At 38.8% G+C, this 15,241-nt stretch carries 14 protein-coding genes; 13 read left to right on the forward strand and 1 reads right to left on the reverse strand.

Going from position 1 to position 15,241, the window contains the following annotated elements; genetic code table 11:
* The first annotated feature begins 268 nt into the window (after positions 1-268).
* The 13 genes from leuS to lipA all read left to right on the forward strand — a co-directional run bounded on the left by leuS (position 269) and on the right by lipA (position 14,005).
* On the forward strand, positions 269-2,863 hold the full coding sequence (gene leuS, locus B7C41_RS06655) for a leucine--tRNA ligase (RefSeq protein ID WP_085298016.1): 2,595 nt from the start codon (positions 269-271) through the stop codon (positions 2,861-2,863).
* Between the two features lie 143 nt (positions 2,864-3,006).
* A complete protein-coding gene (locus B7C41_RS06660) occupies positions 3,007-3,513 on the forward strand; it encodes an LPS-assembly lipoprotein LptE (RefSeq protein WP_143764318.1) in 507 nt (168 codons plus the stop codon).
* 34 nt (positions 3,514-3,547) lie between these two features.
* Positions 3,548-4,591: a DNA polymerase III subunit delta gene (holA, locus tag B7C41_RS06665; RefSeq protein WP_085298017.1), complete on the forward strand. Its 1,044-nt coding sequence runs from the start codon at positions 3,548-3,550 to the stop codon at positions 4,589-4,591.
* Positions 4,578-5,237 carry a nicotinate-nucleotide adenylyltransferase gene (gene nadD / locus B7C41_RS06670; RefSeq protein WP_085298018.1) on the forward strand — a complete coding sequence of 220 codons (660 nt, stop codon included), beginning with the start codon at positions 4,578-4,580 and terminating at the stop codon, positions 5,235-5,237. Before holA ends, nadD begins: the two co-directional genes overlap by 14 nt.
* A gap of 120 nt (positions 5,238-5,357) precedes the next feature.
* The gene (rsfS, locus tag B7C41_RS06675; protein ID WP_085298019.1) at positions 5,358-5,675 is read left to right on the forward strand and encodes a ribosome silencing factor; all 318 of its coding nucleotides are present in this window, start codon (positions 5,358-5,360) and stop codon (positions 5,673-5,675) included.
* An 11-nt stretch (positions 5,676-5,686) separates the two neighbouring features.
* Entirely contained in the window at positions 5,687-6,157 is a 471-nt protein-coding gene (gene rlmH / locus B7C41_RS06680) for a 23S rRNA (pseudouridine(1915)-N(3))-methyltransferase RlmH (RefSeq protein WP_085298020.1), read from the forward strand.
* A 3-nt stretch (positions 6,158-6,160) separates the two neighbouring features.
* Positions 6,161-8,185, forward strand: a complete 2,025-nt coding sequence (gene mrdA, locus B7C41_RS06685) for a penicillin-binding protein 2 (protein ID WP_085298021.1) — start codon at positions 6,161-6,163, stop codon at positions 8,183-8,185.
* Positions 8,185-9,300 carry a rod shape-determining protein RodA gene (gene rodA / locus B7C41_RS06690; RefSeq protein ID WP_085298022.1) on the forward strand — a complete coding sequence of 372 codons (1,116 nt, stop codon included), beginning with the start codon at positions 8,185-8,187 and terminating at the stop codon, positions 9,298-9,300. Before mrdA ends, rodA begins: the two co-directional genes overlap by 1 nt.
* Positions 9,301-9,336: 36 nt before the next feature.
* The gene (locus B7C41_RS06695) at positions 9,337-10,302 is read left to right on the forward strand and encodes a septal ring lytic transglycosylase RlpA family protein (RefSeq protein ID WP_085298023.1); all 966 of its coding nucleotides are present in this window, start codon (positions 9,337-9,339) and stop codon (positions 10,300-10,302) included.
* Positions 10,303-10,508: 206 nt separating this feature from the next.
* Entirely contained in the window at positions 10,509-11,696 is a 1,188-nt protein-coding gene (locus B7C41_RS06700) for a serine hydrolase (RefSeq protein WP_085298024.1), read from the forward strand.
* A gap of 351 nt (positions 11,697-12,047) precedes the next feature.
* Entirely contained in the window at positions 12,048-12,311 is a 264-nt protein-coding gene (ybeD, locus tag B7C41_RS06705; RefSeq protein WP_085298025.1) for a DUF493 family protein YbeD, read from the forward strand.
* A 76-nt stretch (positions 12,312-12,387) separates the two neighbouring features.
* Complete coding sequence (gene lipB / locus B7C41_RS06710; protein ID WP_211279497.1) at positions 12,388-13,047, forward strand: lipoyl(octanoyl) transferase LipB; 660 nt, start codon at positions 12,388-12,390, stop codon at positions 13,045-13,047.
* Positions 13,037-14,005 (forward strand): lipoyl synthase, encoded by a 969-nt coding sequence (gene lipA, locus B7C41_RS06715; protein WP_085298027.1) that lies wholly within the window; start codon positions 13,037-13,039, stop codon positions 14,003-14,005. The genes lipB and lipA overlap by 11 nt, the downstream gene beginning before the upstream one ends.
* Positions 14,006-14,047: 42 nt before the next feature.
* Here lipA and B7C41_RS06720 read toward each other — a convergent pair whose 3' ends face one another.
* Positions 14,048-15,226 (reverse strand): MFS transporter, encoded by a 1,179-nt coding sequence (locus B7C41_RS06720; RefSeq protein WP_085298028.1) that lies wholly within the window; start codon positions 15,224-15,226, stop codon positions 14,048-14,050.
* Positions 15,227-15,241 lie beyond the last annotated feature (15 nt).

Raw genomic sequence — 15,241 nt, forward strand, 5'->3', positions numbered from 1 at the left:
GCTCTCTCTAACTTTATTATAGGAGACATGTCAATTTGTAACCTTGCTTTTAACAACTATTTAGCGCGTTACATTGGATTTATTTCGTTTTAATGAAAAAACATCGGCTTTATTTCGCTTTAACTTGTCGCTAACGCTTGAGATAAGGTATCCTATCGAGATTATTTTTATCACTTCAGTCTTACTCATTACTAAGCATTTTGTTTACATAAATTCAGTGATGGCAGCAGATTGAATATCTTATTTTTAGCGTGTTTGAGAAATCTTAATGGAATCCATTTACAACCCCCAATCAATTGAAGCCGAAGTTCAAAAATTCTGGACCGATAACGATACTTTTAAGGCAGAAGAGTTGCCAGGAAAAGAAAAATTTTATTGTTTGGCAATGTTTCCATACCCAAGCGGTCGTTTGCACATGGGCCATGTGCGTAACTACAGCCTGGGTGATGTGATTTCTCGTTACCAACGTATGCAAGGTAAAAACGTCATGCAACCTATGGGTTGGGATGCGTTTGGTTTGCCTGCAGAAAACGCTGCGATTAAAAACAACTCAGCACCAGCAAAATGGACATACGAAAATATTGATTACATGCGAAATCAATTGAAATCGTTAGGTTTTGGTTACGATTGGAGCCGTGAATTAGCGACGTGTAAAAAAGATTATTACCGCTGGGAGCAATGGTTCTTCACTCAGCTTTTTGATAAAGGTTTAGTGTACAAAAAGAATGCTACGGTAAACTGGGATCCGGTTGATCAAACCGTATTAGCTAATGAACAAGTTATTGATGGTCGTGGCTGGCGTTCAGGCGCTATGGTTGAGCGTAAAGAAATTCCACAGTGGTTTATTAAAATCACTGACTATGCTGAAGAATTAATTAATGATTTAGACCAGTTAACCGATTGGCCTGAACAAGTTAAGACTATGCAACGTAACTGGATTGGTCGCTCTGAAGGTGTAGAGATGACTTTCCAAGTGGCTGATTCAAGTGAAAGCTTCGATATTTATACCACTCGACCAGACACCTTAATGGGTGTTACTTATGTCGCTTTAGCTGCAGAGCATCCATTAGCGCTTAATGCTGCTGAGAACAATGCAGAATTGGCGGCATTTATTGAAGAATGCAAAGCTAATAGCAAGTCGACTGAAGCCGACATGGCAACCATGGAGAAAAAAGGCGTTGATACAGGTTTAAAAGCTATTCACCCAATTAGTGGTGAAATTGTACCGGTATGGGCAGCAAACTTTGTATTAATGGATTACGGCTCAGGCGCTGTAATGTCTGTGCCAGGTCATGACCAACGCGATTATGAATTTGCCACTAAATATGGTTTAGAAATCAAGCAAGTTATTGCTGGCAATGAAAATGATGATATTGCTACTGCGGCAATCACAGAAAAAAACAGCTTAATTAATTCTGGTGAATTTGACGGTTTAAGTTTTGATGAAGCTTTTAAAGCCATTTCAGAGAAATTGGTTAGTGAGAAAAAAGGTAAGGTAAAAGTAAACTACCGTTTACGTGACTGGGGTGTCTCTCGTCAGCGTTATTGGGGTACGCCAATTCCAATGTTGAATTTAGCTAACGGTGAGTCTGTGCCAGTACCTGCTGATCAATTACCGGTTGAATTACCAGAAGACGTAGTCATGGACGGCGTTAACTCGCCAATCAAAAGTAATCCAGAATGGGCTAAAACAACTTTCAATGGTGAAGAAGCATTCCGCGAAACTGATACTTTCGATACCTTTATGGAGTCGTCATGGTATTACGCTCGTTATTGTTCTCCTAGCGATGACACACAAATGTTAGATCCTGCTAAGGCTAATTATTGGCTACCGGTTGATCAATACATTGGTGGTATTGAGCATGCTATTTTACATTTACTTTACGCACGTTTTTTCCATAAATTATTACGTGACGTTGGCTTAGTAGAGTCGAGCGAACCTTTCAAGAGCTTGCTATGTCAAGGTATGGTGTTAGCTGATACTTACTACCGTGAAGCAGATAACGGCGCACAAGATTGGATTGCTCCAACAGACGTAGAAGTAGAACGTGATGAAAAAGGTCAGGTAACTTCAGCGATTAGTAAATTAGACGGCCAACCAGTTATTTCTGCTGGTATGAGCAAAATGTCTAAATCAAAAAATAACGGTATCGACCCACAAGAAGTTATCGATTTATACGGCGCAGATACTGTCCGTCTATTTATTATGTTTACTTCACCACCAGAGCAAACGCTAGAATGGTCTGATTCAGGTGTTGAAGGTGCACATCGCTTCTTAAAACGCGTATGGAAGTTAGCTTATGACTTTACTCAATTAGGTGAAGTATCAAAAACTGCACCAAGTATTGATGGGTTAACGCTTACTTCGGCACAAAAAACTTTACGTCGTGAACTGCATAAAACTATTGCTAAAGTCAGTGATGATATTGGTCGTCGTAATACCTTTAACACGGCCATTGCTGCAATTATGGAACTCATGAACCATTTGAGTAAAGCAAGCACTGATAGTGTTGAAGATCGTGTTGTTATGCATGAAGCCATTCGTTCAGTGGTATTAATGCTAACGCCAATCGTGCCACATTTAAGTCACCATTTATGGAATATGATCGGCGACGGCAACCCTGTTGAGAACACTATGTGGCCAACGGTTGATAACAGCGCCCTTGTTGAAGATGAAAAATTAATCATCGTGCAAGTTAACGGTAAGCTACGTGCAAAAATGACCGTTTCAGCAGATGCGACTAAAGAAGCCGTTGAAGCAATGGGCTTTGCTGATGAGAATGTTAGTAAGTTCATTGATGGCAAAACGGTACGTAAAGTAATTTACGTTCCTGGCAAGCTGTTAAACATTGTTGCAAATTAAGTTTATGAAATCGCAGCGCAATAACTGATATAGTCATTGCGCTGAAATTTAGCAGTATCTAATGTTAGTTTAGGCATTAGGTACTTATTAAATTTTTAGTTTTTAACTAGTTATTTTTACCTATATCAATAAGTGAACAATTTATGACTCAATCAATAATTCGCCAAGTCGGTATCGTTATCTCATTTAGCCTATTATCAATATTGCTAAGTGGTTGTGGTTTCCAATTGCGTGGTAATTATTTATTAGCACCTGAATTGCAAACGATTGAGTTTAGTTCAGTCGATAAGTTTGGTGAATTAACCCGGTTAGTTAAACAGCATTTAACGATTAATGATGTTAATTTAGTAAAAAGAAGTGCTAAACCTATTCCTCAAATGCGTATCTTGCAAGACAACCTAGACAGAAGGACGCTGTCAGTTTTCCCGAATGGTCAAGTTGCCGAATACGAGCTTATTTACACAGTACGTTATCAAGTACTGATCCCTGGTAAAGAGATACAAGATTTCAACTTTGAGCTAAACCGTGATTATCAAGATGACCCTGATATTGCCTTAGCAAAAAGTCGTGAATTATCATTAATGTTACGTGAAATGCGTCAAGAAGCAGCAAATAAAATCTTACGTGATATGGCTAGTATTCAGCTATAAGTAGCCACAACAACTTACTTAAAAAGTAGCTAATATGCGCATATACCATAACCAACTCGACAATACGCTTAAACAAGGTTTTAAGCCTATTTGGTTGGTTTTTGGTGATGAGCCTTGGCAAAAGAGCGATGCACTGAACACCATTAAAAACTCAGTAAAGCAGCAAGGTTTTGATGAGATAATTCGCTTTAGTATTGATGATAAGTTCAATTGGGATGAGCTATTTCAAGAATACCAATCGATGAGTTTATTTTCTTCACTACGTATCATCGAAGTCGAATTTGTTAACGGTAAAATAGGTGATGCTGGCGCAAAAGCCGTCACTCAATTACTCACCATGTTGCACCAAGATATTCAATTAATATTCTATGGCCCGAAACTTGACGCGGCAACACAAAAACGTAAATGGTTTAAAGCGTTAGAAGCTGCGGGGTGTTTTCTGCCTTTGTATGACATTGAAGGCAAGCAGCTTAAGCAATGGCTATCAAATCAAGCTCGACAATTACAACTGACTTTACAACCTGAAGTCATTGATTTAATGGCTGAGCTATTTGAAGGCAACTTGCCAGCGTTATCGCAAGAATTACAAAAGCTTTCCATTTTATTCGGTCACCAAGCTATTGGCGTTGAAGAAGCTGAAAAACTCGTTATTAAGCAGGCAAAGTTTAATTCTTTCCAATTGATTGACACTTTACTGATTGGTGACTTAAAAAAATGTATTGCTATGTTAGATCAACTTCAGCACGATGGCAGCGCTTTTGGCCAACTCGTTTGGTTTGTTCATAAAGAAATTAATCAACTATATGCTATGCTAGCGCAGCTAGAACAAGGTGATAGCCTAGTGGATATTTTTAAACAACACCGTGTTTGGGATAAGAAAAAGCCTTTATATCAGCATGCCCTAACCCATATTAGTTTAGCTAATGCTGAACAAGCTCTAGGGCGACTAGCGCAAGTGGATTTACTCAGTAAAACCAGTAGTGACTTTAATCCGTTCATTCTACTTAGTGACGTACTGATCAGTTTGTATCATGGCCAATTTAGCGAAAAATTTAGCTTAGATTATGAGTACAACTAATTCCGCCAAAGCTGACATTTTATTATTAATGGGTGGCACTTTTGATCCTATCCATCTTGGTCACATTTTACCTGCCGAAGAAACTGCACACTGGCTTGGCGCGAAACAAGTTGCGTTAATACCTGCTCATATTCCGCCGCATAAAAGTACGCCACATGCGAGCGCCAAGCAACGGGTAACGATGACAGAGTTAGCCTGCAATAATCATCCGCTATTTCATATTGATACTCGAGAATTACAACGAGATAGCCATTCATTTACCGTGGATACCTTAATAGAGTTAAAAGCTGAACAACCAAACAAACGCTTACACTTTATTATGGGCATGGATTCATTACTCTCTTTTACCTGCTGGGAACGATGGCAGCAAATTCTAGCGCTATGTCATTTAGTGGTAAATATTAGACCTGGCTATTCGCATCAACAATTAGAAAAAAACATAAGCCCACAGCTACATGCTCATATTGTTGATAATATTACGGAATTAGAAAAACACCCTGTCGGTAAAATAATTCTCCATGATTGCACCGCTGCTGATATTTCATCAACTGACATTCGCGCCAAAATAAAAACAGGTGAAGATTATTCACCGTTTGTTAGTCAGGATGTGCATGAATATATTGAGCAGCAACAGCTTTATCGCTAATTCTTCATTTTAAAACACGCCATTAATTAAAAAATCCTCTTCTGTCTGCATTACATGGTTAACTGACAACCAAATTAATGTTATTATCGCCGATTATTGTTTTTAATAGAGATACAACACTTGCAAAGCTCAGATCTAATTACTTTTGTTACTGAAAAAATCGAAGATATGAAAGGCCGTGACATCGTCACTTTAGACGTATCTAAAAAGTCAGGATTTACTGATTCTATGCTGATTTGTTCAGGCAATTCAAAGCGTCATGTTATTTCCATCGCTAAATCGTTAATTATTGACTGTCGTAATGCCGGTGTGGAAGCCTTAGGTGTTGAAGGTGCTGACATTGGTGAGTGGGCTTTAGTAGATTTAGGCGACATGGTTGTTCATGTTATGACAGATGAAACTCGTGATACTTACCAGTTAGAACAGCTTTGGGAATAATCTAAAAGACAATGCGCATTACCTTATATGCTGTTGGCAATAAAATGCCTGTTTGGGTTAGCCAAGGTTTTAATGAATACTGTCGTCGTTTTCCGCGTGATATGAGTTTCCATTTAGTTGAAATAACACCTGGTAAACGCGGTAAAAACGCAGATATTGCTCGTATTCTAGAAAAGGAAGGCGAGCAAATGTTAGCAGCTATTCCTAAAGGCAATCGTATTGTTACTTTAGAAGTAGAAGGCAAACCTTGGACGACACCAGAACTTGCTAAACAACTAGACCGTTGGCATGTAGATAGCCGAGATGTTGCGCTGTTAGTTGGTGGTCCTGAAGGACTAGCCCCCGCTTGTATTAAAGCTTCAGAACAAAAATGGTCTTTATCACCTTTAACATTGCCACACCCTATGGTGCGTATTGTCGTTGCTGAAAGCCTTTATCGTGCATGGTCAGTTAATACAAATCACCCTTATCATCGCGAGTAAACTATGGCACCTAAAAAACGTGTTGCCATAAGAAATCATAGCGCTGAAGCCAATTTATTTGCCCGCCGTACTTTTATTACTTTTATCGGCGTATTGATACTTTCCATTATATTATTCGCAAATATTTATGACCTTGAAGTTAATTCATATCAAAAGTATCAAACTCGTTCGAACTCTAATCGTATTAAACTGCTACCTGTTGCGCCTAACAGAGGCTTAATTTATGATCGTAATGGCGTATTACTCGCGGACAACAAGCCAGTACACAGCCTAGAAGTGATCCCAGAGCAAGTAGATAACATTAGTGCAAGTTTAAAAGAAGTCAGCTTACTGCTAGATATTAGTCAGGAAAAGCAAGATAAGTTACTTAAAGCTATTAAAAGTAAACGCCGCTTTAAACCTATTGAACTTTACTCGCGTTTAAGTGAGCAGCAAGTCTCGTTATTCTCCGTCAATCAGCATAAGTTTCCCGGATTTTTTATCGATGCGCGTTTAAAGCGCTATTACCCTTTTGCCGATTTGACCACCCATTCATTAGGCTATGTTGGTCGTATTAACCGTAAAGACTCTATTCGCTTAACAGAGCAAAACTTAGCAGAAGATTATGCTGCCACGCGTAATATAGGCAAACTCGGTTTAGAAAAATATTATGAAGACTTACTTCATGGCACAATTGGCCATCAAGAAGTTGAAATAAATAACCAAGGTCGAGTGGTGAGAACGCTTGATTATACTCCGCCAGTTTCAGGCCAAAACCTCACTTTAAGTATTGATATTGAATTACAAATGATAGCCAAGCGTGCACTTTCAGGTAAGCGTGGAGCGGTCGTTGCTATGGATCCGCGCAGCGGTGAAATACTAGCAATGTACTCAAACCCGAGCTACGACGGTAATTTATTTGTTCATGGTATCAGTAATAAAAATTACCAAAAATTACTTGACCCAAAAAACAATCGCCCTTTAGTCAATCGCAGTGTGCAAGGTTATCCTCCCGCATCAACAGTAAAACCATTATTAGCGTTAACTGGCTTAGAGGAAGGTGTGATCACTCAATCGACAAAGTTTTATGATCCCGGCTGGTTTCAACTAAAAGGCCTGAAACGAAAATATCGTGACTGGTGGGCACAAGGTCACGGCTGGGTTGACTTAAATAAAGCAATTGAACATTCCTGTAATGTGTATTTTTATAATTTAGCCAACAAATTAGACATTGATAGAATTACCAATATGATGGAAAAATTTGGTTTTGGGGATTTAACTGGTGTTGATATTAGAGAAGATAATCGCGGCATTCTACCGAGTGTTGAAGCCAAGCGTCGCCGCTATAACCAGCCTTGGTATAAAGGTGACACTATTTCTGTCGGGATTGGTCAAGGTTACTGGACGGTAACACCACTACAACTGGCACAAGCAATTTCAATATTAGCAAATAAAGGGCAAATAAAGATCCCTCATTTTTTACAAGCCACCAGTATGTTAGTAACTAGTGACAACGTAAATGAAACAAGTTCAAGCGATAAAGCTAACACCACAAGTCTGGATAATATGACAGTCAAAATGATCACTGAGATGATCGAATATGAAGATAAACCGCCTATTATTTTAAAGGATAGCAAAAACTGGAATTTGGTCCTTGATGCAATGCATAACACAGCTCAAAAGAAAGTAAGTGCTTTCAAAGGTAGCCGATATGATGCTGCTGGTAAAACGGGTACAGCGCAACTTATAACAAAGAAACAAGATGCGAAGTATGATGCAAAAGCAACAAAAGAAAAACAACGCAATAATGCTATGTTTGTTGCATTTGCTCCTTATGAGAGCCCAGAAATTGTGGTGGCTGTTGCCGTAGAAAATGTTCTAGACGGTGGTGGTGGTGCTAATGCAGGTCCTGTTGCTCGTCAGATAATGGACCAGTATTTTGGCGATAGAGAAATTATCAGTAAAGATAAGAGCCAGCACCCAATGCACGATAATATCTATCAACAAAATATAAAACAAAGCCATAATAAAGATGTAGGAGCCCAATAGTGCGTAGTACCGGACAAGACCAACAAAAGTACCGAACGCTATGGCAACGATTACATATTGATCTGCCGCTATTAAGTGGTATTTTAGCATTGATGACGCTTGGTCTATTCGTAGTATACAGTGCCGGAGGGCAAGAAAACGCAATATTAATTCGCCATATAAAGCGCATAAGCGTTGCACTTTTCGTGATGTTTGCTGTAGCACAAATCCCGCCATTGTCTTATCGAAAATGGGCGGTACCTGTTTTTATTCTTGGCTTATTACTATTAACAGCAGTTTTATTGTTCGGCCATGTCGGCAAAGGCGCTCAACGCTGGTTAGACTTAGGTTTTACGAAATTTCAGCCCTCGGAAATTATGAAGCTTGTCGTGCCTATCATGATCGCTTGGTACGTAAGTCAATATGATTTACCTACCAAGATATCTAGAATTATTATTGCCTTTATTTTGGTGTTAATACCGACACTTCTGATTGCAAAACAGCCGGATTTAGGCACATCACTACTTATCGCTAGCTCCGGTATATTTGTTATATTCCTTGCGGGCGCGAGCTGGAAATTAATTGGCATTTGCGGAGGCTTAGCGTCAGCGTTTGCACCAATATTATGGATGTTTTTGATGAAACCTTATCAAAAACAGCGAGTATTGACCTTTCTAGACCCAGAAAAAGATCCTCTTGGCTCTGGCTATCATATCATTCAATCTAAAATAGCTATCGGCTCAGGCGGTCTACAAGGTAAAGGCTGGCTTCAAGGTACGCAATCACAGTTAGAGTTTTTACCTGAGCGCCATACTGATTTCATCTTTGCCGTATTTAGTGAAGAATTTGGCTTAGTCGGTGTAGGGGTATTATTAACGGTTTATCTCGCTATTGTTATGCGTGGTTTATGGATAGCAGTAAATGCCCAGCATGCTTTTACCAAGCTACTCGCAGGCAGTTTAACACTAACATTTTTTGTTTACGTCTTTGTTAATATCGGCATGGTATCCGGGTTATTGCCTGTTGTCGGGGTGCCTTTGCCTTTAGTTAGTTATGGCGGCACATCAATGGTGACATTAATGGCCGGGTTTGGCATGCTAATGGCTATAAGTACTCATAGGCGTTTTCATGCCTAAGTTTTTAAGCTCTAAAATGAATATAAATACTTACATATGGCAACACTAAAAATAACAAACAGCTTCTTCGTGCTTTCATTCCTTTGCTTTATTTCTGCTTGTAGCAGTAATTATGGCAGATACCAACAAAAGCACGACAGTACGCCAAGTAGACTACCCAATAGTAGTGAACTTTACGATGCTACGCCTCGAGCAGAGGCTCACAGTCGTGGTGGCAATAAGCATTACGAAGTTCGTGGTAAACATTATCGAGTATTAAAGTCAGCGCAGGGCTTTACAGCAACCGGTGAAGCATCATGGTATGGCAGAAAATTTCATGGTCACTTAACGGCTAATGGCGAGATTTATGATATGTACGCCATGAGTGCTGCTCATAAAAATTTGCCCTTACCCACCTACCTTAAAGTGGTCAACAATAATAATGGCCGTAGTGTTATTGTCAGGGTAAATGATCGGGGCCCCTTTCATCAAGATCGCATTATTGACTTGTCTTACAGTGCTGCGTATAAATTAGATATGCTAAAAACAGGTACCACTAGCGTTACCATTACTGCCATCACCGACTTTTCAGCTAATATTTCCACGACTCAAAAAAGTGAAAAATTAAAACCAGTTGAAGCTATAATTCCTCGTTCTGTAAGCACAATACCCATTCACGGAGGCCCATTAGCACAAACGGTAAATACAGCAGGGAATAAACAACAGAAAACTATCGCCATGATTTCAGCAACTCCCAGTGGTGTGGCCACGCCGGAAAAATCAAAAAACATAAAACTGAGTGCAAAATATATTCAAGTTTTTGCCAGTAAAAGTCAGATTAAAGCCAATAAAGTGGCAGATTCTTTAGCAAAATCACATCAAAAAAATACTCAATTGGAACAAAGAAATGGAATCTTTCGGGTTTTAGTTGGTCCGATAAAGCAGCATGATATTTTAACAACACTATTGCAATCAATTAAAAGTGATGGCTATCAGAATGCCTTTATTCGGCAATTGAATTAGTTCCTTTGAACCTTTTCAGCACAATAGCTAAGCTTTCACCATCGATTGAGTTAATTGACTAGAATTTTTGGTGACAAGATAAATTCATCAAAAGTAACAAATTGGTGCCTTAGCCCAATAGAATTCAAAATGAAAAATGTTATACTGCACAAAGTTATATATCACTTTTTGTAATTTTCATCAAACCACAGCGCTTCAGGACAATTATGCCTCAAATTCAGCTTAACCGAGCCACAAGAAAACCAACAAAGTTACTTACTATTTTAGGCTCAATTTTATTAAGTATTTGTACGCTTTCTCATGCTCAAAGTATCATCCCATCTGCACCCGAAGTAAACGCTAAAGGTCATATTTTAATTGATTATAATACAGGTAAAGTGATTGCTGAAAGTAATGCGGATATATTACTTGCGCCGGCTAGCTTAACCAAAATGATGACAAGCTACATCATAGGTAAAGAGCTTGATAGTGGGAATATTAGCAACGACGATGCTGTTAAAATTAGTGAAAAAGCTTGGGCAAAAAATTTTCCTGACTCTTCAAAAATGTTTATCGAAGTTGGTACTGAAGTATCGGTCGATTTATTAAATCAGGGGATTATTGTCGCTTCTGGTAATGATGCCTGTGTTGCAATGGCTGAACATATTGCCGGTAGCGAAGATGCATTTGCGCAATTAATGAATGCTCATGCCGAGCAACTTGGAATGCACAGTAGTTTTTTTGAAAATAGTCATGGCTTAGATAGTCAGGAGCACAAAACTACTGCCCGCGATATGGCAACATTAGCGATGGCATTAATTCGTGATGTGCCAAATGAATATAAAATTTATAGTCAAAAATCATTTACTTATAACAATATCAAGCAATATAACCGCAATAGCTTGTTATGGGATAAAAGTATGAAGGTTGACGGATTAAAAACTGGTCACACTTCACAGGCCGGCTATAGTTTAGTGACATCCGCAACCAAAGGCGATATGCGCTTAGTCAGTGTTGTGATGGGTACAAACAGTGAACGAGCTCGTAAGGTAGAGAGTAAAAAACTGCTTAACTATGGTTTTCGTTTTTTTGAAACTTATACACCATACAAAGCTGGTGAAAAATTTGTTAGTAACCGTGTTTGGATGGGTGATCGCAAAGAAGTAGAATTAGGCATTATGGTCGATACTCCGATTACTATCCCTCGAGGGCAACGCAAAAACTTAAAAGCTAACTTTGAGCTTAATGAACAATTAACTGCCCCTCTGCAAAAAGGCGCTGTTGTCGGTAAGCTTTTTTTACAGTTAGACGGTGAAGATATTGCGCAATATCCATTAGTGACTTTAAGTGAAGTTCAAGAAGGCGGTATGTTTAGCCGACTTATGGATTATGTAAAATTACAATTTGCAAATTAAACAAGTTTATAAAAACATTATCTAATTTTTAGTAGTGACAAACTTTACTGATTATAGATCAAAGAAAACTCAGCCTAGGCTGAGTTTTTTGTTTTATCAAAGGTTATTATTATTAGGCAATTTGATCAAAAAAGTATAATAAAACCTTAAGTAAACATTGATATTAGATAAATCTCCCTCATTTAATAGCTCATATTGCCAAGCAAATTAACGACGGCTGATCACATTTACTAGAAATAGTGCTAAAATATCGCCAATTTAAACATACAGTCCCTATATTATTGGCTTTAATAGTTAACCCTTTAAAGCAATCCGTAGCATGCCTGTGTTGTATAGCGTAAGAGAAAACAGATGAAAACTAAGTTTGATGAATTACTAGAATTTCCAACCGTATTAAATTTTAAAGTAATGGGCGTTGCCTGTGACGAACTTCCTGACCTTGTGATAGGTGAATTGCAAAAGCACACACCAGGTGATTATGCACCAAAAATAAAACCAAGTTCAAAAGGAAATTACCATTCACTTTCAATCGCCGTTACCGTAACAAGTAAAGAGCATATTGAAAAAATATATAAAACGCTTACAGCTATTGAGCAGGTACGTTACGTTCTTTAACCCTACTTTTTACAGGGGTGCATTCCAGTTATAATTTGGATATACTGCTTACATCAAAATTTTATAGAGATATATTTTGAAAAACACATTGATTATTCGGCAGCTAAATAACAGTGATTATGTCGATGTTTGGCATGCCATGCAAAATTTCACCGATAATCGAGATGAAAATACTGCCGATGAACTTTGGTTGGTGGAACACCCTCCGGTGTTTACTCAAGGGCAAGCGGGTAAAGACGAGCACTTATTAATGCCTGGCGATATTCCGGTAGTTAAAGTTGATCGTGGCGGGCAAGTGACTTATCACGGCCCTGGCCAACAAGTTATTTACTTTATGATTAATTTACGCCGAAGAAAAATGGGCGTAAGAGAACTTGTCACACTTGTTGAAGATGGCATCATCGCTTCAATGGCCGATTTTGGCATCATTGCCAAAGCCAAGGCTGATGCACCTGGTGTATATGTTGACAATAAGAAAGTTGCATCGTTAGGCTTACGCATCCGTAAAGGCTGTTCTTTTCATGGCTTAGCACTGAACGTTAATATGGATTTATCACCATTCCTACGCATTAACCCGTGTGGTTACCAAGGTTTAGAAATGGTACAAACTATCGATCTACAAGGTCCATCCTCTGTAGAGCAAGCAGGTGATTCACTGGTTAAACATCTAAGTGAATTATTGCAAACCGAAAATTTATCTTATCAAACGGGATTGGACACATTACATGACCACTAAATCATCACGAATTACTCCTGGTACTAAATTACGTGACGCCGAAAAAATGGCGCACATCCCTATTAAAGTTGTTACATCTGAACGGGAAACTATGCTGAGAAAGCCTAACTGGTTGCGTATTAAGTTACCAAAAAGTTCTGAACGTATTGATGGCATCAAAGCGGCATTACGTAAGCATGACTTGCATTCAGTTTGTGAAGAAGCATCATGTCCGAACTTATCGGAATGTTTTAACCACGGTACCGCAACGTTTATGATCTTAGGTGACATTTGTACGCGTCGTTGCCCATTTTGTGATGTTGGTCATGGTCGTCCACTTGAAGCAGATAAAGCAGAGCCGCGTAAATTAGCCTTAACGCTTAAAGACATGAAGTTAAAATATGTTGTGATCACCTCAGTTGATCGTGATGATCTTCGTGACGGCGGCGCACAACAGTTTGCTGATTGTATTACTGAAATTGCTGAACATTCTCCACATACTAAAGTTGAAATTTTAGTACCAGATTTCCGTGGTCGTATGGATCGCGCCTTAGAAATTTTAAATAAAAACCCTCCTGGTGTTTTTAACCACAACCTTGAGACTGCACCGCGCTTATATACCAAAGCTCGTCCAGGTGCTAACTATCAATGGTCTTTAGATTTATTGAAGAAATTTGGTGAAGCTAACCCAACTGTACCAACTAAGTCAGGTATCATGGTAGGTTTAGGTGAAACTAACGAAGAAATTATCCAGGTGATGCGTGACTTACGTGCACACGGCGTCACTATGTTAACCATTGGTCAGTATTTACAACCAAGTAAACATCACTTACCTGTTGAGCGTTACGTTCACCCAGATGATTTTGACATGTTTAAGCGTGAAGCCGATAAAATGGGCTTTCATCATGCAGCATGTGGTCCATTGGTACGCTCAAGCTACCATGCAGATAAACAAGCCGCCGGTGAAGAAGTAAAATAGCTCAATATAAATAAAGCGCTAGTAAACTTACATATAAGCCAGTTAGATAATAACTGGCTTTTTATTACGTGTTTTAACTGGTTTATTAGTGATAAACAAAGCAGAAACACCACCGATAAAGGCCGTTAGTGCGGCAAAGTCAAATGTCGTCATGGCACCCATACCATCTTGCCATAATATACCTGCCATATAGGCACCAACTGCGCCGCCAATACCATATACTCCACCGATATAAATCGCTTGTCCGCGACTTTGCTGGTTGGCATTAAAGTGCTGCTGAATAAAGGCAATACTCGCGCTATGGTACAAGCCAAAACTTAAGGCGTGAATAAGTTGTGATAAAGCTAAGGCAATATCGCTATCAGCATAATGTCCAACAATGTACCAACGCAGTGCTGTTAATAAAATACTGCTACTGATCAGCGTTTTTAAAGAGAAACTTTTGAAAAATAACCCCGCAAAAATAAAAATACCAATTTCAGCAACTACGCCAATAGCAATAAAAATACCGATAAGAAAGCCAGAATAAGCCATATTTTTTAGGTATAAAGCAAAAAACACATAATACGGGCCAAAGCTCATTTGTAACATTAAGCCGGCAAAGAAAAACAGTAAAAAATTACTTTTGAAAATTTTATCTTTAATCGATGAATCATCAATTTTTACCAAACTTTTAATCCGGGGTTGCTGACTCACTAAGGTTGAAAGGAAAAGTCCCGCTAAAATGACAATGCCTATATAACTAAAGGCCTCGGCCGAATAACGTTCAATTAACTCACCAGCCAGCATAGCCACAATAATAAAGCCTATGCTGCCCCACAATCGAATACGGGCATATATTTTGGCACTTTTTCGAATAGAGTTTAATGTCATCACTTCAAGTTGCGGCAATATTGCGGTCCAAAATAAACTAAACATCGCCAAACTGAACATCAATGGCCAATAACTCACTGTCCAAATAATTAAACTAAAGCTTAATAACGACAATAAAGCACCAATTTTGACTATGGTTAATTGTTTACCTGATTTATCAGCGAGTTGTGCCCAAAGTGTTGGCGCAACTATTTTTGTCGCGGTGATCACCGCTAATATTTCGCCAATTTCCAGTGAGGTGAAGCCTCTTGCATCGAGAAATACTGATAAAAAAGGCACAACTAAGCCTAAAATACCGAAGTACCAAAAATAGTTCGCCGATAGACGAACAAATTGTTTTGAAACCACTAGTTATAAATCCGT

It is taken from the genome of Cognaticolwellia mytili (assembly GCF_002104475.1).
Lineage (GTDB): Bacteria > Pseudomonadota > Gammaproteobacteria > Enterobacterales > Alteromonadaceae > Cognaticolwellia > Cognaticolwellia mytili.